The sequence below is a fragment of the Klebsiella sp. C360 genome, from assembly GCF_048822415.1.
Lineage (GTDB): Bacteria > Pseudomonadota > Gammaproteobacteria > Enterobacterales > Enterobacteriaceae > Klebsiella > Klebsiella quasipneumoniae.
The window spans coordinates 28,201-49,104 of sequence record NZ_JBMEZZ010000005.1 but is presented as its reverse complement, the minus strand read 5'-3'; the positions used below and the strand labels follow the sequence as shown (position 1 = coordinate 49,104).

The following is a 20,904-nucleotide window of genomic DNA, read 5'->3' as shown; positions in this document are numbered from 1 at the left end:
GAAATTAGCACAGTCGACAAAAGTGTGAGCCAGCCGTTATCCCTGCAGCGTCAGGCGAAAATCGCGCGGCGTCGAGCCTGTCATCGCTTTGAACTGGCGGCTGAAGGCGCTGTGATCGGTATAGCCGCACTGCAAAGCGATATCGGTAATCGGCGTGTCGCCGGCCAGCAATTCGGTGGCTTTTTCCAGACGCACTTTGTGGATCATCTGCCGCGGCGTGAGATGAAAGATCCGTTTGCAGTAGCGCTCGATCTGCGCAATCGACATCCCGCTCAAGGCGGTCAGCTCTTCCATGGCGATCGGCCGGTGATAGTGGCGGCGGATATGATCGTCGACGATCGCCAGCCGCTGCCACGCCGGATGGCGGGCGTGGGCCTCCTGCAGATCGTGAGAGATCCCGGCCATGCCGATCACCTGTCCGCGGACATCGCGCAGCGCCAGCTTCTGCGTCAGGCACCAGCCGCGTTCCCGGCCATTGTAGAGATGCATTTCCAGCTGGTCGCGCAGGGTCACGCCCTCCCGCAATACCCGAAGATCCTGTTCGGTGTAACCCTGACCCAGCGCGGAAGGAAAGACGTCGGCGGAGGTTTTCCCCAGCAGCGAGGAGACGGTTTTGAAACCGCAGCGGCGGGCCAGCGTCAGATTCGCCAGCAGATAACGCGCTTCGCTGTCTTTGATAAAAAAGACCACGTTGGGGATGGCATTGAGCAGGGGGGCGATCAGCGCCAGGGCATTGAGCAGCGCCGCCATATTCTCCGGCCGCTGGCGCGCCAGCCCTTCGCAGATCTGGCTCAGCTCATCGACCGCCAGCTCCGGTTGATTAACAGCGCGCGGCGGCGCCGCTTCAGACACACCGATCATAGGGCTTCCTCATGGTAAGTGACCGAAGGATATTTATTCACTTCCTGTTAACACCTCAAGCGGCAACCGCCGGTTTTGCGATCCTGGATCCGCTTTACGCCTTCCCCTGGTTTATCCACTGGCGCAATCGCCACTTTCGGTTTACCACGCCATTAACAGAATGATTAATAAGAAATAATTATGCACCACATGAACATCCCCCCAGCGCTATTATGCCGATTTCGTCATTATCTCTGCCGAAAGCGTTCAAGCCGCCCGTCACGGGTTGCGCCAGCATGATGAAACATGTTGTTAACTTCCGGAGAGCAGAATGACCGCGCCACGCCCCCCTATTGCGCTGAGAGCCATTGATTCACACACCGGCGGCGAACCCACCCGCCTGATCGTTGACGGCTTCCCCGACCTCGGCGGCGGCAGCATGGCGGAGCGTCGCGACCGTTTCGCCCGTGACTTCGATCGCTGGCGTCAGGCGGTGATTCTCGAACCGCGCGGCAGCGATGTGCTGGTCGGCGCGTTGCTTTGCAAACCGGTCTCGGCGGCGGCCACCGCTGGCGTCATTTTCTTCAACAACGCCGGTTTTCTGAATATGTGCGGCCACGGCACCATCGGGCTTATCGCCTCGCTGGCGTGGCTTGGCCGTATCCAGCCAGGCGTTCATCTGATTGAAACCCCGGTCGGCGACGTAAGCGCCACGTTGCACGACGATGGCAGCGTATCGGTGCAAAACGTCCCGGCCCGCCGCTGGAAAAAGCAGGTCCGCGTGGAGACCGCGCGGGGTCCCGTCATCGGCGATATTGCCTGGGGCGGCAACTGGTTTTTCCTGATTAACGATCACCCGTTCGCCATTACCCCGGCGCACATTCCACAGCTCACCGACTACGCCTGGGCGGTGCGCGAGGGGCTGGAGGCCGCGGGGATCCGCGGCGACGACGGCGGCGTTATCGACCATATCGAGCTGTTCGCCGATGACGATGCCGCCGACAGCCGTAGCTTTGTACTCTGTCCGGGAAAGGCCTGGGATCGTTCGCCGTGCGGCACCGGCACCAGCGCCAAGCTGGCCTGCCTGGCGCAGGATGGCAAACTCCAGCCGGGAGCGATCTGGCGCCAGGCCAGCATCATCGGCAGCCAGTTTACCGCCAGCTACCAGCGCGCCGCCGCAGGCATCATTCCAACGATCCGCGGCGAAGCCTGGGTGTGCGGCGATAACCAGTTGATCCTTAACCCGGACGATCCCTTCTGCTGGGGGATCGCGCCGTGAAGCCGTGCGATGTCATCGTGATCGGCGCCGGGATCATCGGCGCCGCCTGCGCGTGGCAGCTGGCGAAGCGGGGGCAGAAAGTGACGCTTATCGATGACGGTCAACCCGGCGCCACGGCGGCGGGTATGGGCCATCTGGTGTGCATGGATGACGACCCCGCCGAACTGGCGCTGTCGGCGTGGTCGCTGGCGCGCTGGCGCGCCATCACCCCGCGGATGCCCGCCACTTGCGCCTGGCGCGGCTGCGGCACGCTGTGGCTGGCGGAAAGCGAAGAAGAGATGGCCGTCGCGGGTGAAAAACAGCGGCGGCTGGCTGGCTATCAGGTCCACAGCGAACTGCAGACCCCACAGCAGATCGCCGGGCGCGAGCCGCTGCTGCGCAGCGGGCTGGCCGGCGGGCTATGGGTACCCGGCGACAGCATCGTCTACGCGCCAAACGTCGCCCGCTGGCTGATGGCCGATGCCGGAGACCATCTCACCTGCCTGCACGACAGCGCGCAGGCGATTACCGAACCGGAGGTGCTGCTCGCCAGCGGCAAACGGCTACAGGCGCGGGCCATCGTGGTGGCCTGCGGCCTGGAGGCCAATACGCTATTGGCGGAAAACTGGCTGCGGCCAAGGAAGGGTCAGCTGGCAATTACCGATCGCTACGGGCCGCGGGTGCATCACCAGCTGGTTGAGCTGGGCTACGGCGCCAGCGCCCACGGCGGCGGTACCTCGGTAGCGTTTAACCTGCAGCCGCGGCCCACTGGCCAGCTGCTGATTGGCTCTTCGCGCCAGTTCGATAATCGCGAGCGCCAGCTGGATCTCCCCTTGCTGGGGCAGATGCTCGACCGCGCCCGCCATTTTGTGCCGGCGCTGGCGACGCTGAATATCATCCGCTGCTGGAGCGGCCTGCGCGCCGCCTCGCAGGATGGCAATCCGCTGATCGGCCCGCACCCCACGCGTCGCGGTGTATGGCTGGCGCTGGGCCATGAAGGACTGGGGGTCACCACCGCCCCGGCGACGGCTGAGCTGCTGGCGGCGCAGATCCTCGGCGAACGCTGCCCGCTGGCGCCTGAGGCCTGGCTCCCGGCCCGTCTGTACCATCAGGAGGCAATCGCATGAATAGCACGCTCAATATCACTGTCGATGGCGAAGCGCTGACGGTGCCGGAAGGTATCAGCGTGGCGGCAGCGCTGGCGTTGACCGGCGATCCCACCACCCGACAGGCGGTTAACGGCGACCCCCGCGCGCCGTTTTGCGGCATGGGGGTCTGCCAGGAGTGCCGGATCACCGTCGACGGCCGGCGGGTGCTGGCCTGCCAGACCCTGTGCCGGGCCGGCATGCAAATAGAAAGGAGCCGCTATGTACACGCTGCGCTGTGACATTTTAATCCTCGGCGCCGGCCCCGCCGGCATGGCGGCAGCCCTCGCTGCCGCCGCCTGCGATAAACAGGTCATTATTCTCGACGATAACCCCGCCCCCGGAGGGCAAATCTGGCGCGCCGGCCCGCAGACGACGCTGCCCGCCCTGGCCCGGCGCTACCGCGACGCCATCGCCGCGTCTGCCGCCATCCGGGTGGTGAACGGCGCGCGGCTGATTGCCCGCCCCTCCGCACGCAGCGTGCTGTTTGAAACCGCCGACGGCGGTGGCGTGGTTTACTGGCGGAAACTGATCCTCTGCTGCGGCGCGCGCGAGCTGTCGCTGCCCTTTCCCGGCTGGACCTTACCCGGCGTGACCGGCGCGGGCGGCCTGCAGGCGCAGATCAAACATGGCCTGTCGCTAAAAGGCGAAAAAGTGGTGATTGCCGGCAGCGGCCCGCTGCTGCTGGCGGTGGCGGATACGGTGAACAAGGCCGGAGGCCAGGTAACGAATATCGTTGAGCAAGCGCCGCTCCCGGCGCTGCTGCGCTTCGCCAGCGGGCTGTGGCGCTGGCCGCAGAAACTGCGCCAGTTAGCAACGCTGGCTCCGAAAGGCTATCTTAGCGGCGCCCAGGCGATCCGCGCCCACGGTACAACGCGGCTGGAAGCCGTGACGCTGCGCCAGCGCGGCGTCGAGCGGACTGTCGCCTGCGATCGGCTGGCCATCGGCTACGGGCTGGTGCCCAATATCGAGACGGGGCTGCTGTTCGGTTGCGCCACGGCGCAGGAGGCGATCCAGGTTAACCGCTGGCAGCAGACCAGCCTCGCGGATATTTACGCCGCCGGGGAGTGCACCGGTTTCGGCGGGAGCGAGCTGGCGCTGGCGGAGGGCGAAATCGCCGGGTATGCCGCCGCCGGGGCCAGCCAGCAGGCCCAGGCGTTATTTGCCCGTCGCGCCCGCTGGCAGCGCTTCGCCACGGCCATCAACCGCACCTTCCGGCTGGCGGAGTCGTTGAAAAACGCGGCGACGCCGGAGAGCCTGCTGTGCCGTTGCGAAGATGTGCGCTGCGGCGATGTGGCAGCCGCCGACGACTGGCTACAGGCCAAGCTTACTCAGCGCTGCGGAATGGGCGCCTGTCAGGGGCGCACCTGCGCCGCCAGCGCCCGCTGGCTGTATGGCTGGCCGCTGCCGCAGCCGAGAGAGCCGCTGTCCCCCGCCCGCGCGGAAACGCTTATTGCCCTCGCCAGGCTGAGCGCCGAGCCATAACCGCTACTCTTCTTCATCACCGCGCCCGGCAGGGACGCCAAGCGCAATAAACTCCTCCAGCAGCGAGGTCAGTTGCTGCAGCTTTTCCGTAGTGAACTGAGCCTCCAGCAGGCGATAGGTTTCTTCCACCTCCGCCTGGGCGCTTTCGTACAGCGCGGTTCCGGCAGGCGTCAGCGAGACGTACAGCTTGCGCTGATCGTTAACCGGTTTCAGCCGCAACACCAGTCCATCCCGCTCCATGCGCGTCAAAATCCCGGTCAGACTGGGGCGCAGAATACAGGCGCGAAAAGCCAGATCGTGAAAGTCCATTGACGGACGTTCGGCGAGGATACGCACGATCCGCCACTGCTGTTCGGTGAGATTGTGTCGTTTGACGATCGGTCGAAAGTAGGCCATCGCCGCTTCACGCGCCTGCAACAAGGCAATGGTTAATGAATCATGCATAGTATCCCCTCAACGGCCTCATCTAAAACTTATTAACAACTTAATAATTAGCTTTAATCCTGCCATGTACAACCGGTTTCTGCACCTGAAAAGTACCAGTCTTTCCCCGAAAAATATTCAACCATTTGATTAATAACAAATAAGTTATTGAAGTGTAAATATTGTGTTAATCCGATCACAAAACATTCACTTCCAGTTGCTAAACCTCATCGCAAAGCATAAAAGATGATCATTAATATATTAACGAAATCCCTTTGAACCGAAATCAGTCCCAGAGGAGTGGTGAATGAAAGGTACCATCTTCGCCGTTGCGCTCAATCATCGCAGCCAGCTCGACGCCTGGCGCGAGGCGTTTCAACAGGCCCCCTACAAAACGCCGCCGAAAACCGCGGTCTGGTTTATCAAGCCGCGCAATACCGTGATTGGCGATGGCGAGGCGATCCCCTATCCGCAGGGCGAAACCGTGCAAAGCGGCGCCACCGTGGCGCTGATTGTCGGCAAAACCGCGCGCAAGGTGGCGGCGGAAGAGGCGGCGAACTATATCGCCGGCTACGCGCTGGCGAACGACGTCAGCCTGCCGGAAGAGAGTTTTTATCGCCCGGCGATCAAGGCCAAGTGCCGCGATGGTTTCTGCCCCGTCGGCGCGCTGTCGCCGGTGCGCAACGTTGATAACCTGACCATCATCACCGAAATCAACGGCCGCGAAGCGGACAGCTGGCATACCGGCGATCTGCAGCGTAACGCCGCGCAGCTGCTGAGCGCCTTGAGCGAGTTCGCCACCCTCAATCCCGGCGACGCGATCCTCATCGGTACGCCCCACTCCCGCGTTACGCTGCGTCCCGGCGATCGCGTACGCATTCTCGCCGAGGGCTTCCCGGCGCTGGAAAACCCGGTTGTCGCAGAAGGAGAGCTGGCATGAAACAGGCACGTATTGAATGGCAGGGACAGGTACGCGATGCGGTGGTCGATGAACGCGACCAGGTGCGCCTGGACGATGGCACGGTATTGAAAGAAGGTGAATTCCGCTGGCTACCGCCCGCCGACGGCACGCTGTTCGCGCTGGGGCTGAACTACGCCGACCACGCCAGCGAGCTGGCGTTTAAGCCGCCAACCGAGCCGCTGGTATTTATCAAAGCGCCAAACACCTTTACTGGCCACCAGCAGCAGTCGGTACGCCCGGATAACGTGGAATACATGCACTACGAAGCTGAACTGGTGGTGGTGATCGGTAAAACCGCCCGCCGCGTCAGCGAAGCCGAGGCCATGGACTATGTCGCCGGCTATACCGTCTGCAACGACTACGCGATCCGCGACTATCTGGAAAACTACTACCGGCCAAACCTGCGGGTGAAAAGCCGCGATACCCTGACGCCGATCGGCCCGTGGATCGTCGGCAAAGAGGCGATCCCGGATCCGCATAATCTGGCCCTGCGCACCTGGGTCAATGGCGAGCTGCGCCAGCAGGGCACCACCGCCGATCTGATCTTCAGCATCCCGTTTCTCATCGCTTACTTAAGCGAATTTATGACCCTGCAACCGGGCGACATGATCGCCACCGGCACGCCGAAAGGGCTGTCCGACGTGGTGCCAGGCGACGAGGTGATCGTTGAAGTCGAGGGCGTGGGCCGCCTGGTCAACCATATCATCAGCCAGCAAGCGTATGAGGAGACACTGTCATGAAAAAGATTAACCATTGGATCAACGGTAAAAACGTTGCCGGCGCAGACTATTTTCATACCACCAACCCGGCCACCGGCGAAGTGCTGGCGGAAGTCGCCGCCGGCGGTGAAGCCGAAGTCCATCAGGCGGTAGCGGCGGCGAAAGAGGCCTTCCCGAAGTGGGCTAACCTGCCGATGAAAGAGCGCGCGCGTCTGATGCGCCGCCTCGGGGATCTGATCGACCAGAACGTCCCGGAGATCGCGGCGATGGAAACCGCCGATACCGGTCTGCCTATCCACCAGACCAAAAACGTGCTGATCCCGCGCGCCTCTCACAATTTCGAGTTTTTCGCCGAAGTGTGCCAGCAGATGAACGGTAAGACCTATCCGGTCGACGACAAGATGCTGAACTACACCCTGGTGCAGCCGGTGGGCGTCTGCGCGCTGGTGTCGCCGTGGAACGTGCCGTTTATGACCGCCACCTGGAAGGTGGCGCCGTGCCTGGCCTTGGGGAATACCGCGGTGCTGAAGATGTCCGAGCTGTCGCCGCTGACCGCCGACCGTCTGGGCGAACTGGCGCTGGAAGCGGGTATTCCGGCGGGGGTACTGAACGTGGTGCAGGGCTACGGCGCGACGGCGGGCGATGCGCTGGTACGCCACCATGACGTGCGCGCGGTATCGTTTACCGGCGGTACCGCCACCGGGCGCAACATCATGAAAAATGCCGGGCTGAAAAAGTACTCCATGGAGCTGGGCGGCAAATCGCCGGTGCTGATTTTCGAAGACGCCGATATTGAGCGCGCCCTCGACGCCGCGCTGTTCACCATCTTCTCGATCAACGGCGAACGCTGCACCGCCGGCTCGCGCATTTTCATTCAGCAGAGCATCTACCCCGAGTTCGTTAAGCGCTTCGCCGAGCGCGCTAACCGCCTGCGCGTCGGCGATCCAACCGACCCGAACACCCAGGTCGGCGCGCTGATTAGCCAGCAACATTGGGAGAAAGTCTCCGGCTATATCCGCCTCGGCATTGAAGAAGGGGCGACCCTGCTGGCCGGCGGCGCGGATAAACCGTCCGACCTGCCGGCGCATCTGAAAGCCGGCAATTTCCTGCGCCCGACGGTGCTGGCGGATGTCGACAACCGCATGCGCGTCGCGCAGGAAGAGATTTTTGGCCCGGTCGCCTGCCTGCTGCCGTTCAAAGACGAGGCGGAAGGGCTGCGCCTGGCGAACGATGTGGAATACGGCCTGGCGTCGTATATCTGGACCCAGGACGTCAGCAAAGTGCTGCGTCTGGCGCGCGGTATTGAAGCCGGGATGGTGTTCGTCAACACCCAGAACGTCCGCGACCTGCGTCAGCCGTTCGGCGGAGTGAAGGCCTCCGGCACCGGCCGCGAAGGCGGCGAGTACAGCTTTGAAGTGTTCGCCGAAATGAAAAACGTCTGCATCTCGATGGGCGACCATCCGATCCCGAAATGGGGAGTCTGATATGGGTAAGTTAGCGTTAGCAGCAAAAATCACTCACGTGCCGTCGATGTACCTGTCTGAGCTGCCGGGGAAAAACCACGGCTGCCGCCAGGGCGCTATCGACGGGCATAAAGAAATTGGCAAGCGCTGCCGGGAAATGGGCGTCGATACCATCATCGTGTTCGATACCCACTGGCTGGTCAACAGCGCCTACCACATCAACTGCGCCGACCATTTCCAGGGCGTCTACACCAGTAACGAACTGCCGCACTTTATTCGCGACATGACCTACGACTATGACGGCAACCCGGAGCTGGGTCAGCTCATCGCCGACGAGGCGGTGAAGCTCGGGGTGCGCGCCAAAGCGCACAATATTCCGAGCCTGAAGCTGGAGTACGGCACCCTGGTGCCGATGCGCTACATGAACAGCGATAAGCACTTCAAGGTGGTGTCCATTTCCGCCTTCTGTACCGTTCACGACTTTGCCGACAGCCGCAGGCTGGGCGAAGCGATCCTCAAAGCCATTGAGAAATATGACGGCACCGTGGCGGTGCTGGCCAGCGGCTCGCTGTCGCACCGCTTTATCGACGATCAGCGTGCCGAAGAAGGCATGAACAGCTACACCCGCGAGTTCGATCATCAGATGGATGAGCGGGTGGTGAAGCTGTGGCGCGAGGGCAAATTTAAAGAGTTCTGCACCATGCTGCCGGAGTACGCCGACTACTGCTACGGCGAAGGCAACATGCACGACACGGTGATGCTGCTTGGCCTGCTGGGCTGGGATAAATACGACGGCAAGGTGGAGTTTATCACCGAGCTGTTCGCCAGCTCCGGCACCGGCCAGGTTAACGCCGTGTTCCCGCTGCCGGCGCAGGCGTAAGGAGGCCCCATGCCGCATTTTATCGCCGAATGTACCGACAACATCCGCGAGCAGGCCGATCTGCCTGGGCTGTTCGCCAAAGTCAACGAGGCGCTGGCCGCTACCGGCATCTTTCCGATCGGCGGGATCCGCAGCCGTGCCCACTGGCTGGATACCTGGCAGATGGCCGACGGCAGGCAGGATTACGCCTTTGTCCATATGACGCTGAAGATCGGCTCCGGGCGCAGCCTGGAGAGCCGTCAGGACGTGGGAGATATGCTGTTCGCGCTGATCAAATCCCACTTCGCGGCGCTGATGGAGAGCCGCTACCTGGCGCTGTCGTTCGCCATGGAAGAGCTCGATCCGACGCTGAACTACAAACAGAACAACGTGCACGCTTTATTTAAATAACGTGCAAATTGCCCGGCGGCGCTGCGCTTACCGGGCCTACAGCGGCCATGAATTTGTAGGCCGGATAAGCGAAGCGCCATCCGGCAATACAATGCCACAGGAATCACTATGCTCGATAAACAGACCCGAACCCTGATTGCCCAGCGGCTGAATCAGGCCGAAAAACAGCGTGAACAGATCCGCGCGATCTCGCTGGATTATCCGTCGATCACCATTGAGGACGCCTACGCCGTCCAGCGCGAGTGGGTCGAGATGAAGATCGCCGAAGGCCGCGTACTCAAAGGCCACAAGATCGGCCTGACCTCAAAAGCCATGCAGGCCAGCTCGCAGATCAGCGAGCCGGACTACGGCGCGCTGCTTGACGATATGTTCTTCCACGACGGCAGCGATATCCCCACCGACCGCTTTATCGTTCCGCGTATCGAAGTCGAGCTGGCGTTCGTGCTGGCCAAACCGCTGCGCGGCCCGAACTGCACCCTGTTTGATGTCTACAACGCCACCGACTACGTGATCCCGGCGCTGGAGCTGATTGACGCCCGCTGCCACAACATCGACCCGGAAACCCAGCGCCCGCGTAAAGTGTTCGACACCATTTCCGATAACGCCGCCAACGCCGGGGTGATCCTCGGCGGCCGCCCGATCAAGCCCGACGAGCTGGATCTGCGCTGGATCTCTGCCCTGCTGTATCGCAACGGCGTGATTGAGGAGACCGGCGTCGCCGCGGGGGTGCTCAATCACCCGGCCAACGGCGTGGCCTGGCTGGCCAACAAACTGGCGCCGTACGATGTCCAGCTCGAAGCCGGGCAAATCATCCTCGGCGGCTCCTTCACCCGTCCGGTCCCGGCGCGCAAGGGCGATACCTTCCACGTCGACTACGGCAACATGGGCGCCATCAGCTGCCGCTTTGTCTGAGGAGAGCAACATGAACAACGCTTTTAAAGCGGCGCTCAAGGCCGGGCGCCCGCAAATCGGCCTGTGGCTGGGGCTGTGCAGTAGCTACAGCGCCGAACTGCTGGCCGGCGCCGGCTTCGACTGGCTGCTGATCGACGGCGAACACGCGCCCAACAATGTGCAAACGGTGCTGACCCAGCTTCAGGCCATCGCCCCCCACCCCAGCCAGCCGGTGGTTCGCCCGTCGTGGAACGACCCGGTACAGATCAAACAGCTGCTGGATATCGGCGCGCAAACCCTGCTGGTGCCCATGGTGCAGAACGCCGACGAAGCGCGGCTGGCGGTCAGAGCCACCCGCTACCCGCCCGCCGGCATTCGCGGCGTCGGCAGCGCGCTGGCCCGCGCCTCGCGCTGGAATCGGGTGCCGGATTATCTTCACCAGGCCAACGACGCCATGTGCGTCCTGGTACAGATTGAAACCCGCGAAGCGCTGAAAAATCTGCCGCAGATCCTCGATGTCGACGGGGTGGATGGCGTGTTTATCGGCCCGGCGGACCTCAGCGCCGATATGGGCCATGGCGGCAATCCGCAGCACCCGGAAGTGCAGGCCGCCATTGAACAGGCCATCCAGCAAATCCGTCAGGCCGGTAAGGCGCCGGGGATCCTGATGGCCAATGAAGCGCTGGCGAAGCGCTATCTCGAACTGGGCGCGCTGTTCGTCGCCGTCGGCGTCGATACCACCCTGCTGGCGCGCGGCGCAGAAGCGCTGGCGGCCCGTTTTACCCACACCGCAACGACCACAACCAATAACAATAAATCCGTCTATTGAACGGATAATGTGGAGCGCAACATGACTACCTCTACCCTGCAACACAATGATAATAAAGCCGTTGAAGTAGAAAACCGGGTGATCAAAAAGCTGTTCCGCCGCCTGATTACCTTCCTGTTTGTTCTCTTTGTTTTCTCATTTTTGGACCGCATTAATATCGGCTTCGCCGGCCTGACGATGGGCAAAGACCTTGGCCTGACCTCCACCATGTTCGGCCTGGCGGCGACGCTGTTCTACGTCACCTACGTGCTGTGCGGGATCCCCAGCAATATCATGCTGGCGAAAGTCGGCGCGCGCCGTTGGATCGCCGGAATTATGGTGGTCTGGGGGATCGCCTCGACCTGCACCATGTTCGCCACCAGCCCGCATACGCTGTACATCCTGCGCATGCTGGTCGGCATCGCCGAGGCTGGTTTTCTACCGGGGATCCTCGTCTATCTGACCTGGTGGTTCCCGGCCTACCATCGCGCCCGCGCCAACGCCCTGTTTATGATCGCCATGCCGGTGACCATGATGCTCGGCTCGATACTTTCCGGCTATATTCTGGCGCTCGACGGCCTGTGGAACCTGAAGGGCTGGCAGTGGCTGTTTCTGCTGGAAGGCCTGCCGTCGGTGGTGCTCGGCGTCGTCACCTGGTTCTTCCTCAACGACACGCCGGATAAAGCCAACTGGCTCGATAGCGAAGAAAAACAGGCGCTGAAGGCGATGATCGATCGTGAACGGGAAAATGCGGCGGTCGTTCCGGCTTCGCCGCGTTCCACGCTGCGCGAAGTCCTGACGCCAGCGGTGCTGATGTATACCCTGGCCTACTTCTGCCTGACCAATACCCTGAGCGCCATTAATATCTGGACGCCGCAGATCCTGCAGAGCTTCAACACCGGCAGTAGCAACATCATGATTGGCCTGCTGGCGGCGATCCCGCAGTTCTGCACTATTTTCGGCATGATCTGGTGGAGCCGCCGCTCCGACCGGCGCAAAGAGCGCAAGATGCATACCATCCTGCCCTACCTGTTCGCCGCGGCGGGTTGGCTGCTGGCTTCGGCAACTCACCACAGCCTGATCCAGCTGATCGGCATTATTATGGCTTCGGTGGGATCCTTTACCGCGATGGCCATTTTCTGGACCACCCCGGATCGGGTGATCAGCCTGCAGTCGCGCGCGGTGGCGCTGGCGGTGATCAACGCCATCGGCAACGTCGGCTCTGCCGTCAGCCCGCTGTTGATCGGCATTTTGCGCGATACCACCGGCAGCTTTAGCTCCGGGCTGTGGTTTGTCGCCGGGCTGCTGATTGTCGGCGCGCTGGTGCTCACCCGCATCCCAATGAGCCAGCGTGAGGACGCCGCCGCCGCGCCGGGCTTAGCGGCGCAAAAAGGCCACTAAGGAGCGGGTATGTGCCAGCATTCCATCGCCAATATCGATATCAATAAAGATTACGACGAGAGCCTGGGCACCGAGGAGGTGCACTATCAGTCGTTTTCCCGCATGGCGGCCTTTTTTGGCCGCGACATGCAGGCGCATCGCCACGACCGCTATTTCCAGATGCACTATCTTGATACCGGGCAGATTGAGCTGCAGCTTGATGACCATCGCTATTCGGTGCAGGCGCCATTGTTTGTGTTAACGCCGCCCTCGGTGCCGCACGCCTTTATTACCGAGTCCGATAGCGATGGCCATGTGCTGACGGTGCACGAAGAACTCATCTGGCCGCTGCTGGAGGTGCTCTATCCCGGCACGCGGGAGACCTTCGGCCTGCCGGGGATCTGCCTGTCGCTGGCGGATAAACCCGACGAGCTGGCGGCGCTGGCCCACTACTGGCAGCTGATCCGCCGGGAATCCACCGCCCAGTTGCCGGGGCGCGAGCACACCCTGGCGCTGCTGGCGCAGGCGGTCTTTACCCTGCTATTGCGTAACGCAAAGCTCGACGATCACGCCGCCAGCGGCATGCGCGGCGAGCTGAAGCTATTCCAGCGCTTTAACCAGATGATCGACAGCCACTACCATCAGCACTGGACGGTACCGGATTACGCCAGGGAGCTGCACCTGACCGAATCGCGGCTGACCGATATCTGTCGCCGCTTTGCCAACCGTTCGCCCAAACGGCTGATATTCGACCGCCAGCTGCGCGAGGCGAAGCGCCTGCTGCTGTTCTCCGATAGCGCCGTCAATGAGATAGCCTGGCAGCTGGGGTTTAAAGACCCCGCTTATTTTGCCCGCTTTTTTAGCCGCCAGGTCGGCTGCTCGCCCAGCAGCTACCGGGCGCAAAAAGTACCGGTATCGTAATTCCCCGCTGGCGCTGCGCCTGCCGGGCGATGGTCCACAGGTCGGTTCAGCGCCGCGCCAGCCAGCAAACGCTGCAGAGATCACAAAATTCACTCCCGCCTGAAAAGTACCCGTCGTTGTCGCAAACGTCCCTTCACGACCAGCGCAATAACCGCTTCAATTGAACAACAAAAACAAAACATATATTTAACATCATTTTCCGATAAATACTGAAGAGGCCCCTATGAAACCTGAAGATTTCCGCGCCGACGCGAAACGCCCGTTAACTGGCGAAGAGTATTTAAAAAGCCTGCAGGATGGCCGCGAAATTTATATCTACGGCGAGCGCGTGAAGGATGTCACTACCCACCCGGCCTTCCGTAACGCCGCGGCCTCCGTCGCTCAACTGTACGATGCGCTGCACAAACCGGAGATGCAGGATTCCCTGTGCTGGGGCACCGATACCGGCAGCGGCGGCTACACCCATAAATTCTTCCGCGTGGCGAAAAGCGCCGACGATCTGCGCCAGCAGCGCGACGCCATCGCCGAGTGGTCGCGCTTAAGCTACGGCTGGATGGGCCGCACCCCGGACTATAAAGCCGCCTTCGGCTGCGCGCTGGGCGCCAACCCGGCGTTTTACGGCCAGTTCGAGCAGAACGCCCGCAACTGGTACACCCGCATACAGGAAACCGGCCTGTACTTTAACCATGCGATCGTCAACCCGCCGATCGACCGCCACAAGCCGGCCGATGAAGTGAAGGATGTCTACATCAAGCTGGAAAAAGAGACCGATGCCGGGATCATCGTCAGCGGCGCGAAAGTGGTCGCCACCAACTCGGCGCTGACCCACTACAACATGATCGGCTTCGGCTCCGCGCAGGTGATGGGCGAAAACCCGGACTTCGCGCTGATGTTCGTCGCGCCGATGGACGCCGAAGGCGTCAAGCTGATCTCCCGCGCCTCCTATGAGATGGTCGCCGGCGCGACCGGCTCCCCGTACGACTATCCGCTCTCCAGCCGTTTCGACGAGAACGACGCGATTCTGGTAATGGATAAGGTGCTGATCCCATGGGAGAACGTCCTGATTTATCGCGACTTCGACCGCTGCCGCCGCTGGACCATGGAAGGGGGTTTCGCCCGCATGTACCCGCTGCAGGCCTGCGTGCGTCTGGCGGTAAAACTGGACTTTATCACCGCCCTGCTGAAGCGCTCGCTGGAATGTACCGGCACCCTCGAGTTCCGCGGCGTGCAGGCCGACCTCGGCGAAGTGGTGGCGTGGCGCAACATGTTCTGGGCGCTGAGCGATTCCATGTGCTCGGAAGCGACGCCGTGGGTCAACGGCGCATGGCTGCCGGATCACGCCGCGCTGCAGACCTATCGCGTGATGGCCCCGATGGCCTACGCCAAGATCAAGAACATCATCGAGCGCAACGTCACCAGCGGCCTGATTTATCTGCCGTCCAGCGCCCGCGATCTGAACAACCCGCAGATTGACCAGTATCTGGCGAAGTATGTGCGCGGCTCCAACGGTATGGATCACGTTGAACGTATCAAGATCCTCAAACTGATGTGGGACGCCATCGGTAGCGAATTCGGCGGCCGCCACGAGCTGTATGAAATCAACTACTCCGGTAGCCAGGATGAGATTCGCCTGCAGTGTCTGCGCCAGGCGCAGAGCTCCGGCAATATGGACAAGATGATGGCGATGGTCGACCGCTGCCTGTCCGAGTACGACCAGAACGGCTGGACGGTGCCGCATCTGCACAATAACGCTGATATCAACATGTTGGATAAGCTGCTGAAGTAATTCGCAGCGGGAGGTCATAATGCAATTAGATGAACAACGCCTGCGTTTTCGCGATGCCATGGCCAGCCTGTCGGCGGCGGTTAACGTGGTCACCACCGCAGGCGAAGCCGGCCGCTGCGGGATTACCGCCACGGCGGTGTGCTCGGTGACGGATACGCCGCCCTCGGTGATGGTGTGTATCAACGCCAACAGCGCGATGAACCCGGTGTTTCAGGGCAACGGCAAGTTGTGCATCAACGTGCTGAACCATGAACAGGAAATCATGGCCCGTCATTTCGCCGGGATGACCGGGGTGACGATGGAAGAGCGTTTTGCCCTCAGCGGCTGGCAGCAGGGCGCGCTCGGGCAGCCGGTGCTGAAGGGGTCGCTGGCCAGTCTCGAGGGGGAGATTAGCCAGGTACAAACCATCGGCACCCACCTGGTCTATCTGGTAGAAATCAGGAATATAACCCTGAGCCAGCAGGGCCACGGGCTGATCTACTTTAAGCGCCGCTTCCACCCGGTAATGATGGAAATGGAAGTCGCAGTGTAATCGCCTTGTCAGCTCCTCCCCGGTTGGGGAGGAGCGTTAACCCACAGCGTCGCAGGCCACAATCTCCTGTGATCACAATCACATAATCCCGCCCTGTTCACTTCGTAGCCAACCGCTTACCCCTTCCAGTAACCGCTTAACCTCCTATACAACCACTCACCCATTTACTCATCTTTACGCGCGCGCCGGTCTGGCAAGATCGGAGGCAGCCTAGCTAATCAATACCTCCATCAACTCTTACTTAAAACCAGACGGCTTCGGCCAATTATTCATCTCATTAACGCCAGGTTTTACTATGGATACCAAAAAACTATTCAAGCACATACCCTGGGTGATTCTCGGGATCATCGGGGCATTTTGCCTCTCAGTCGTCGCCCTGCGCCGCGGTGAGCACGTCAGTGCCCTGTGGATCGTGGTGGCGTCGGTTTCCGTGTACCTCGTCGCCTACCGGTATTACAGCCTGTATATCGCGCAGAAGGTGATGAAGCTTGACCCGACGCGCTCCACGCCAGCGGTCATTAATAACGATGGCCTGAACTATGTGCCGACCAACCGCTACGTGCTGTTTGGCCATCACTTTGCCGCGATTGCCGGCGCCGGTCCGCTGGTGGGCCCGGTGCTCGCCGCGCAGATGGGCTACCTGCCGGGCACCCTGTGGCTGCTGGCGGGCGTCGTGCTGGCTGGCGCGGTACAGGACTTTATGGTGCTGTTTATCTCCTCACGGCGTAACGGCGCCTCGCTGGGCGAGATGATCAAACAGGAGATGGGTCCCGTACCGGGCTCCATCGCGCTATTCGGCTGCTTCCTGATAATGATCATCATCCTCGCGGTGCTGGCGCTGATCGTGGTGAAAGCGCTGGCGGAAAGCCCGTGGGGCGTCTTCACCGTCTGCTCGACGGTGCCAATTGCCCTGTTTATGGGGATCTACATGCGCTTCCTGCGCCCGGGCCGGGTAGGCGAAGTATCGGTCATCGGTATCGTCCTGCTGGTGGCGTCTATTTACTTCGGCGGCGTGATTGCCCACGACCCGTACTGGGGCCCGGCGCTGACCTTTAAAGACACCACCATCACCTTTACCCTGATTGGCTACGCGTTTATCTCGGCTCTGCTGCCGGTATGGCTGATTCTGGCGCCGCGCGACTACCTGGCGACCTTCCTGAAAATCGGCGTCATCGTTGGCCTGGCGCTGGGTATCGTGATCCTTAACCCGGACCTGAAAATGCCGGCGGTGACCCAGTACATTGACGGTACCGGTCCGCTGTGGAAAGGCGCCCTGTTCCCGTTCCTGTTTATCACTATTGCCTGCGGCGCGGTCTCCGGCTTCCACGCCCTGATCGCCTCCGGCACCACGCCGAAGCTGCTGGCCAACGAAACCGACGCCCGCTTTATCGGCTACGGCGCAATGCTGATGGAGTCCTTCGTGGCGGTGATGGCGCTGGTAGCGGCCTCAATTATCGAACCGGGCCTCTACTTCGCGATGAACACCCCGCCGGCGGGTCTGGGCATCACCATGCCGAACCTGCACGAAATGGGCGGTGAAAACGCGGCGCTGATTGCCGCCCAGCTGAGGGATGTCACCGCTCACGCGGCAGCGACCGTCAGCTCCTGGGGCTTCGTAATTTCACCAGAGCAGATCCTGCAGACGGCGAAAGATATCGGCGAACCGTCGGTACTGAACCGCGCGGGCGGCGCGCCGACGCTGGCCGTGGGTATCGCTCATGTGTTCCACAAAATCATCCCGATGGCGGATATGGGCTTCTGGTACCACTTCGGTATCCTGTTTGAAGCGCTGTTTATCCTCACCGCGCTGGATGCCGGGACCCGCGCTGGCCGCTTTATGCTGCAGGATCTGCTGGGTAACTTCGTGCCGTTCCTGAAAAAAACCGACTCGCTGGTCGCCGGAATTATCGGTACCGCCGGCTGCGTCGGGCTGTGGGGCTACCTGCTGTATCAGGGCGTGGTCGACCCGCTGGGCGGCGTGAAGAGCCTGTGGCCGCTGTTCGGCATCTCTAACCAGATGCTGGCCGCCGTGGCGCTGGTGCTCGGTACCGTGGTGCTGGTCAAAATGCAGCGCACCAAATATATCTGGGTCACCGTGATCCCGGCTGCATGGCTGCTGCTGTGCACCACCTGGGCGCTGGGTCTGAAGCTGTTCAGCACCAACCCGCAGATGGAAGGCTTCTTCTTCATGGCTCAGCAGTACAAAGAGAAGATCGCTTCCGGTGGCGAGCTGACCGCCCAGCAGGTGGCCAACATGAACCATATCGTGGTCAACAACTACACCAACGCCGGCCTGAGCATCCTGTTCCTGGTGGTGGTGTACAGCATCATCTTCTACGGCATCAAAACCTGGCTCACTGTCCGCAACAATAAAGTGCGTACCGACAAAGAGACCCCGTACGTGCCGGTACCGGAAGGCGGCGTGAAGACCTCGTCACATCATTAACCCCGATGCCGGATGGCGCTACGCTTATCCGGCCTACAAAAAAGCGCATCAACGTAGGCCGGAGAAGGCGCTAGCCGCCATCCGGCTTTATTCGTTATCTGGAACTTACAATGTTTGGTAACTTAGGTCAGGCAAAAAAATATCTCGGTCAGGCGGCGAAAATGCTGATTGGCATTCCGGATTACGACAACTACGTCACCCATATGCAAACCAACCATCCGGATCAGCCGTACATGACTTATGAAGAATTCTTCCGCGAACGCCAGCAGGCCCGCTACGGCGGCGACGGCAAAGGCGGCGTCCGCTGCTGTTAATGGAGGCAATAATGGCACCGATTGCAGTCACCCTACTCACCGGTTTTCTCGGCGCAGGTAAAACCACCCTGTTGCGCCATATTCTCAACGAACAGCACGGCTTTAAAATCGCCGTGATTGAAAATGAATTTGGCGAAGTCGCCGTTGACGATCAGCTGATCGGCGACCGCGCCACGCAGATTAAAACCCTGACCAACGGCTGCATCTGCTGTACGCGCTCCAACGAACTGGAAGACGCCCTGCTCGATCTGCTCGACAGTCGAGACCGCGGTGAAATCGGGTTCGACCGGCTGGTGATTGAATGCACCGGCATGGCCGACCCGGGGCCAATCATCCAGACCTTTTTCTCCCACGAGGTGCTTTGCGAGCGCTATCTGCTGGATGGCGTGATCGCCCTGGTGGATGCGGTCCATGCCGACCAGCAGATGGATCAGTTCACCATCGCCCAGTCGCAGGTAGGCTACGCAGACCGCATTTTGCTGACCAAAACTGATGTTGCCGGCGACACCGAAAAATTGCGCGAACGGCTGGCGCGCATTAATGCCCGGGCGCCGATTTATACCGTCATTCACGGCGATATCGATCTTAGCCAGCTGTTTAACACCAGCGGCTTTATGCTGGAAGAGAACGTCGTAAACAGCAAACCGCGTTTCCACTTTATGGCAGAGAAGCAAAACGACGTGTCATCAATCGTGGTTGAGATGGATTACCCGGTGGATATCAGCGAAGTGTCGCGAGTAATGGAAAACCTGCTGCTCTCCTTCGCCGAGCAATTGATGCGCTATAAAGGGATGCTGTGGATCGACGGCGAGCCAAATCGCCTGCTGTTCCAGGGCGTGCAGCGCCTCTACAGCGCCGACTGGGATCGCCCGTGGGGCGATGAAACGCCGCACAGCACGCTGGTGTTTATCGGCATTCAGTTGCCGGAAGAGGAGATTCGCGCGGCATTTGCCGGGCTACGACGCTAATCTGCCCGCCTGCGCGCTAAGGCGCAGGCCCCCTTCTCTCCCCGTACATCGTCAAAGACAGGGGTAAAACGTCGTCATCGCGTCGAAAAATGTAAATCAACGTTTTTATAAGTAACAGCAGAAACACTTTTGCAAATAATAAGAAATTCAATGAATAGGATGCTTAATAATTAATGCCCGCCCTGTTCAGTTTCTGTTTAGCCCACCCATTAAACTGTGGCTAAACAGACCAAATTTGATGATTGACCTCGCCATAACCCAACGTCATTACAACATTTTCAAAACACTTCCCTGACAAACACAGCATAAAAAATCGACGTAAGTCACATTTGCAGAGGTAAACATCGATTGTTAAGGTGCCCTCAGACAAATTTAATGACGAGGAGCAAACCATGAAAAAGCTTAACATCCTGATTGTTGCTGCCCTGACCGCGGTCTCTGGTTCCGCCATGGCAATGGGGTTTACCGTTGAACAAGGTAAGAATTTTACCAACCTGAATATGGAAATGGGTAAATCCTCTTCCGGCCTGTATGCCGAAAGCCACTGGCTGAAGAATACCGATGATGGTAGCCAGACCGGCGGCGTTGGCGCGGGTTACAATCTGGAAGTTGGCCCGGTGATGCTCAACGCTGGCGCGAAAGCTATCTACCTCGGGCCGAAAAAAGGCGATAACGGCGTCGCGTTTCCGGTCGGCGGCGGAGTGAACGTGGCCCTGACCGACAGCATCCACGTGTTTGGCGAAGGGTATGTCGCCCCCGACGGCCTGAACAACAGCGTGAAAAACTATGTTGAGGCGAACGGCGGCGTGAGCTGGTCCCCGGTTGGTCCACTGACCCTGAAGGTCGGTTACCGTCACGTGAGCGTTGACGGCAAAGAGGGCCGCCCAAACCACACCCTGATTGATGGCGCCTACGTGGGCGGCGGGATTACCTTCTGATGAAATCACGTCTCGCCGCGCTCTCTGCGCTGAGCCTGGCGTTGCTGCTCACCGGCTGCACTCAGTATACCTGGGTGAAGCCGGGTTTAAGCGATGCCGACATGCATAAAAAGCTCACCGAATGTGAAGCGCAGGCCCTGGTCGATCTCCCTCCGGATAACGTGGTGACCGGGTCCAGTTCAGAAAAAACCGACAAAAAGCATAAGAAACAGGATGTTGAAACAAGTTATACGGTAGAAGACGCGAATGAATATCAGCGGGAGACCTTAGTCGACAGCTGTATGTTCAAAAGCGGCTGGGATAAAGTCGAAGTGCAATAAATCTATTATAAAAAAACCTGCCGGATGGCAGGTTTT

The 20,904-nt window shown here is 60.5% G+C and carries 22 protein-coding genes and 1 pseudogene; 21 read left to right on the top strand and 2 right to left on the bottom strand.

Annotated features, from left to right (window positions below; translation table 11 throughout):
- Nucleotides 1-36: 36 nt before the first annotated feature.
- Complete coding sequence (locus ACOI7D_RS15175) at nt 37-861, bottom strand: AraC family transcriptional regulator (protein ID WP_032455015.1); 825 nt, start codon at nt 859-861, stop codon at nt 37-39.
- A 310-nt stretch (nt 862-1,171) separates the two neighbouring features.
- On the opposite strand from ACOI7D_RS15175, the gene ACOI7D_RS15170 reads away from it, so the two are divergent.
- The 4 genes from ACOI7D_RS15170 to ACOI7D_RS15155 are packed head-to-tail and all read left to right on the top strand — an operon-like array spanning nt 1,172 to nt 4,728.
- Entirely contained in the window at nt 1,172-2,119 is a 948-nt protein-coding gene (locus ACOI7D_RS15170; protein ID WP_032455016.1) for a 4-hydroxyproline epimerase, read from the top strand.
- A complete protein-coding gene (locus tag ACOI7D_RS15165; protein ID WP_072414072.1) occupies nt 2,116-3,225 on the top strand; it encodes an NAD(P)/FAD-dependent oxidoreductase in 1,110 nt (369 codons plus the stop codon). The genes ACOI7D_RS15170 and ACOI7D_RS15165 overlap by 4 nt, the downstream gene beginning before the upstream one ends.
- Entirely contained in the window at nt 3,222-3,485 is a 264-nt protein-coding gene (locus tag ACOI7D_RS15160) for a (2Fe-2S)-binding protein (protein WP_032455020.1), read from the top strand. The genes ACOI7D_RS15165 and ACOI7D_RS15160 overlap by 4 nt, the downstream gene beginning before the upstream one ends.
- Nucleotides 3,466-4,728, top strand: a complete 1,263-nt coding sequence (locus tag ACOI7D_RS15155; protein ID WP_109546680.1) for an FAD-dependent oxidoreductase — start codon at nt 3,466-3,468, stop codon at nt 4,726-4,728. Before ACOI7D_RS15160 ends, ACOI7D_RS15155 begins: the two co-directional genes overlap by 20 nt.
- 3 nt (nt 4,729-4,731) lie before the next feature.
- Here ACOI7D_RS15155 and hpaR read toward each other — a convergent pair whose 3' ends face one another.
- On the bottom strand, nt 4,732-5,172 hold the full coding sequence (gene hpaR, locus ACOI7D_RS15150) for a homoprotocatechuate degradation operon regulator HpaR (protein ID WP_002887503.1): 441 nt from the start codon (nt 5,170-5,172) through the stop codon (nt 4,732-4,734).
- A 64-nt stretch (nt 5,173-5,236) separates the two neighbouring features.
- Here hpaR and ACOI7D_RS15145 point away from each other — a divergent pair.
- The 17 genes and pseudogenes from ACOI7D_RS15145 (at nt 5,237) to ACOI7D_RS15065 (ending at nt 20,868) form a co-directional block, all read left to right on the top strand.
- A pseudogene (locus ACOI7D_RS15145) lies at nt 5,237-5,401 on the top strand (hypothetical protein).
- Between the two features lie 57 nt (nt 5,402-5,458).
- Nucleotides 5,459-6,091: a fumarylacetoacetate hydrolase family protein gene (locus ACOI7D_RS15140; RefSeq protein WP_049014166.1), complete on the top strand. Its 633-nt coding sequence runs from the start codon at nt 5,459-5,461 to the stop codon at nt 6,089-6,091.
- Nucleotides 6,088-6,852, top strand: coding sequence for a fumarylacetoacetate hydrolase family protein (locus ACOI7D_RS15135; protein WP_044525284.1), 765 nt, complete (start codon nt 6,088-6,090; stop codon nt 6,850-6,852). Before ACOI7D_RS15140 ends, ACOI7D_RS15135 begins: the two co-directional genes overlap by 4 nt.
- Nucleotides 6,849-8,315, top strand: coding sequence for a 5-carboxymethyl-2-hydroxymuconate semialdehyde dehydrogenase (gene hpaE, locus ACOI7D_RS15130; RefSeq protein WP_023291851.1), 1,467 nt, complete (start codon nt 6,849-6,851; stop codon nt 8,313-8,315). The genes ACOI7D_RS15135 and hpaE overlap by 4 nt, the downstream gene beginning before the upstream one ends.
- 1 nt (nt 8,316) lies before the next feature.
- Nucleotides 8,317-9,174 (top strand): 3,4-dihydroxyphenylacetate 2,3-dioxygenase, encoded by an 858-nt coding sequence (gene hpaD / locus ACOI7D_RS15125; protein WP_002887492.1) that lies wholly within the window; start codon nt 8,317-8,319, stop codon nt 9,172-9,174.
- A 9-nt stretch (nt 9,175-9,183) separates the two neighbouring features.
- On the top strand, nt 9,184-9,564 hold the full coding sequence (locus ACOI7D_RS15120; RefSeq protein WP_064158449.1) for a 5-carboxymethyl-2-hydroxymuconate Delta-isomerase: 381 nt from the start codon (nt 9,184-9,186) through the stop codon (nt 9,562-9,564).
- A gap of 108 nt (nt 9,565-9,672) precedes the next feature.
- The gene (hpaH, locus tag ACOI7D_RS15115; RefSeq protein ID WP_002887487.1) at nt 9,673-10,476 is read left to right on the top strand and encodes a 2-oxo-hept-4-ene-1,7-dioate hydratase; all 804 of its coding nucleotides are present in this window, start codon (nt 9,673-9,675) and stop codon (nt 10,474-10,476) included.
- A 10-nt stretch (nt 10,477-10,486) separates the two neighbouring features.
- Nucleotides 10,487-11,284, top strand: a complete 798-nt coding sequence (hpaI, locus tag ACOI7D_RS15110; protein ID WP_109546681.1) for a 4-hydroxy-2-oxoheptanedioate aldolase — start codon at nt 10,487-10,489, stop codon at nt 11,282-11,284.
- A 21-nt stretch (nt 11,285-11,305) separates the two neighbouring features.
- Nucleotides 11,306-12,664 carry a 4-hydroxyphenylacetate permease gene (gene hpaX / locus ACOI7D_RS15105; protein WP_023291848.1) on the top strand — a complete coding sequence of 453 codons (1,359 nt, stop codon included), beginning with the start codon at nt 11,306-11,308 and terminating at the stop codon, nt 12,662-12,664.
- A gap of 9 nt (nt 12,665-12,673) precedes the next feature.
- Complete coding sequence (gene hpaA, locus ACOI7D_RS15100) at nt 12,674-13,564, top strand: 4-hydroxyphenylacetate catabolism regulatory protein HpaA (RefSeq protein ID WP_023291847.1); 891 nt, start codon at nt 12,674-12,676, stop codon at nt 13,562-13,564.
- A 223-nt stretch (nt 13,565-13,787) separates the two neighbouring features.
- Entirely contained in the window at nt 13,788-15,350 is a 1,563-nt protein-coding gene (hpaB, locus tag ACOI7D_RS15095) for a 4-hydroxyphenylacetate 3-monooxygenase, oxygenase component (protein WP_002887473.1), read from the top strand.
- A gap of 19 nt (nt 15,351-15,369) precedes the next feature.
- Nucleotides 15,370-15,882 carry a 4-hydroxyphenylacetate 3-monooxygenase reductase subunit gene (locus tag ACOI7D_RS15090; protein ID WP_023291846.1) on the top strand — a complete coding sequence of 171 codons (513 nt, stop codon included), beginning with the start codon at nt 15,370-15,372 and terminating at the stop codon, nt 15,880-15,882.
- A gap of 295 nt (nt 15,883-16,177) precedes the next feature.
- Nucleotides 16,178-18,328, top strand: coding sequence for a pyruvate/proton symporter BtsT (gene btsT / locus ACOI7D_RS15085; RefSeq protein WP_032454758.1), 2,151 nt, complete (start codon nt 16,178-16,180; stop codon nt 18,326-18,328).
- 110 nt (nt 18,329-18,438) lie between these two features.
- On the top strand, nt 18,439-18,642 hold the full coding sequence (locus ACOI7D_RS15080) for a YbdD/YjiX family protein (RefSeq protein WP_002887451.1): 204 nt from the start codon (nt 18,439-18,441) through the stop codon (nt 18,640-18,642).
- 11 nt (nt 18,643-18,653) lie between these two features.
- Nucleotides 18,654-19,610: a GTPase gene (gene yjiA / locus ACOI7D_RS15075; protein WP_102003925.1), complete on the top strand. Its 957-nt coding sequence runs from the start codon at nt 18,654-18,656 to the stop codon at nt 19,608-19,610.
- A 392-nt stretch (nt 19,611-20,002) separates the two neighbouring features.
- A complete protein-coding gene (locus ACOI7D_RS15070) occupies nt 20,003-20,548 on the top strand; it encodes a YfaZ family outer membrane protein (RefSeq protein ID WP_023291843.1) in 546 nt (181 codons plus the stop codon).
- Complete coding sequence (locus ACOI7D_RS15065; RefSeq protein WP_023291842.1) at nt 20,548-20,868, top strand: hypothetical protein; 321 nt, start codon at nt 20,548-20,550, stop codon at nt 20,866-20,868. The genes ACOI7D_RS15070 and ACOI7D_RS15065 overlap by 1 nt, the downstream gene beginning before the upstream one ends.
- The last annotated feature ends 36 nt before the right edge of the window (nt 20,869-20,904 follow it).

Excerpts from the sequence above, each read along its gene's own strand:
- ACOI7D_RS15175 (WP_032455015.1), bottom strand. The coding sequence starts at position 861 with ATGATCGGTGTGTCTGAAGCGGCGCCGCCGCGCGCTGTTAATCAACCG.
- ACOI7D_RS15170 (WP_032455016.1), top strand. The coding sequence starts at position 1,172 with ATGACCGCGCCACGCCCCCCTATTGCGCTGAGAGCCATTGATTCACAC.
- ACOI7D_RS15160 (WP_032455020.1), top strand. The coding sequence starts at position 3,222 with ATGAATAGCACGCTCAATATCACTGTCGATGGCGAAGCGCTGACGGTG.
- ACOI7D_RS15155 (WP_109546680.1), top strand. The coding sequence starts at position 3,466 with ATGTACACGCTGCGCTGTGACATTTTAATCCTCGGCGCCGGCCCCGCC.
- hpaR (WP_002887503.1), bottom strand. The coding sequence starts at position 5,172 with ATGCATGATTCATTAACCATTGCCTTGTTGCAGGCGCGTGAAGCGGCG.
- ACOI7D_RS15140 (WP_049014166.1), top strand. The coding sequence starts at position 5,459 with ATGAAAGGTACCATCTTCGCCGTTGCGCTCAATCATCGCAGCCAGCTC.
- ACOI7D_RS15135 (WP_044525284.1), top strand. The coding sequence starts at position 6,088 with ATGAAACAGGCACGTATTGAATGGCAGGGACAGGTACGCGATGCGGTG.
- hpaE (WP_023291851.1), top strand. The coding sequence starts at position 6,849 with ATGAAAAAGATTAACCATTGGATCAACGGTAAAAACGTTGCCGGCGCA.
- hpaD (WP_002887492.1), top strand. The coding sequence starts at position 8,317 with ATGGGTAAGTTAGCGTTAGCAGCAAAAATCACTCACGTGCCGTCGATG.
- ACOI7D_RS15120 (WP_064158449.1), top strand. The coding sequence starts at position 9,184 with ATGCCGCATTTTATCGCCGAATGTACCGACAACATCCGCGAGCAGGCC.
- hpaH (WP_002887487.1), top strand. The coding sequence starts at position 9,673 with ATGCTCGATAAACAGACCCGAACCCTGATTGCCCAGCGGCTGAATCAG.
- hpaI (WP_109546681.1), top strand. The coding sequence starts at position 10,487 with ATGAACAACGCTTTTAAAGCGGCGCTCAAGGCCGGGCGCCCGCAAATC.
- hpaX (WP_023291848.1), top strand. The coding sequence starts at position 11,306 with ATGACTACCTCTACCCTGCAACACAATGATAATAAAGCCGTTGAAGTA.
- hpaA (WP_023291847.1), top strand. The coding sequence starts at position 12,674 with ATGTGCCAGCATTCCATCGCCAATATCGATATCAATAAAGATTACGAC.
- hpaB (WP_002887473.1), top strand. The coding sequence starts at position 13,788 with ATGAAACCTGAAGATTTCCGCGCCGACGCGAAACGCCCGTTAACTGGC.
- ACOI7D_RS15090 (WP_023291846.1), top strand. The coding sequence starts at position 15,370 with ATGCAATTAGATGAACAACGCCTGCGTTTTCGCGATGCCATGGCCAGC.
- btsT (WP_032454758.1), top strand. The coding sequence starts at position 16,178 with ATGGATACCAAAAAACTATTCAAGCACATACCCTGGGTGATTCTCGGG.
- ACOI7D_RS15080 (WP_002887451.1), top strand. The coding sequence starts at position 18,439 with ATGTTTGGTAACTTAGGTCAGGCAAAAAAATATCTCGGTCAGGCGGCG.
- yjiA (WP_102003925.1), top strand. The coding sequence starts at position 18,654 with ATGGCACCGATTGCAGTCACCCTACTCACCGGTTTTCTCGGCGCAGGT.
- ACOI7D_RS15070 (WP_023291843.1), top strand. The coding sequence starts at position 20,003 with ATGAAAAAGCTTAACATCCTGATTGTTGCTGCCCTGACCGCGGTCTCT.
- ACOI7D_RS15065 (WP_023291842.1), top strand. The coding sequence starts at position 20,548 with ATGAAATCACGTCTCGCCGCGCTCTCTGCGCTGAGCCTGGCGTTGCTG.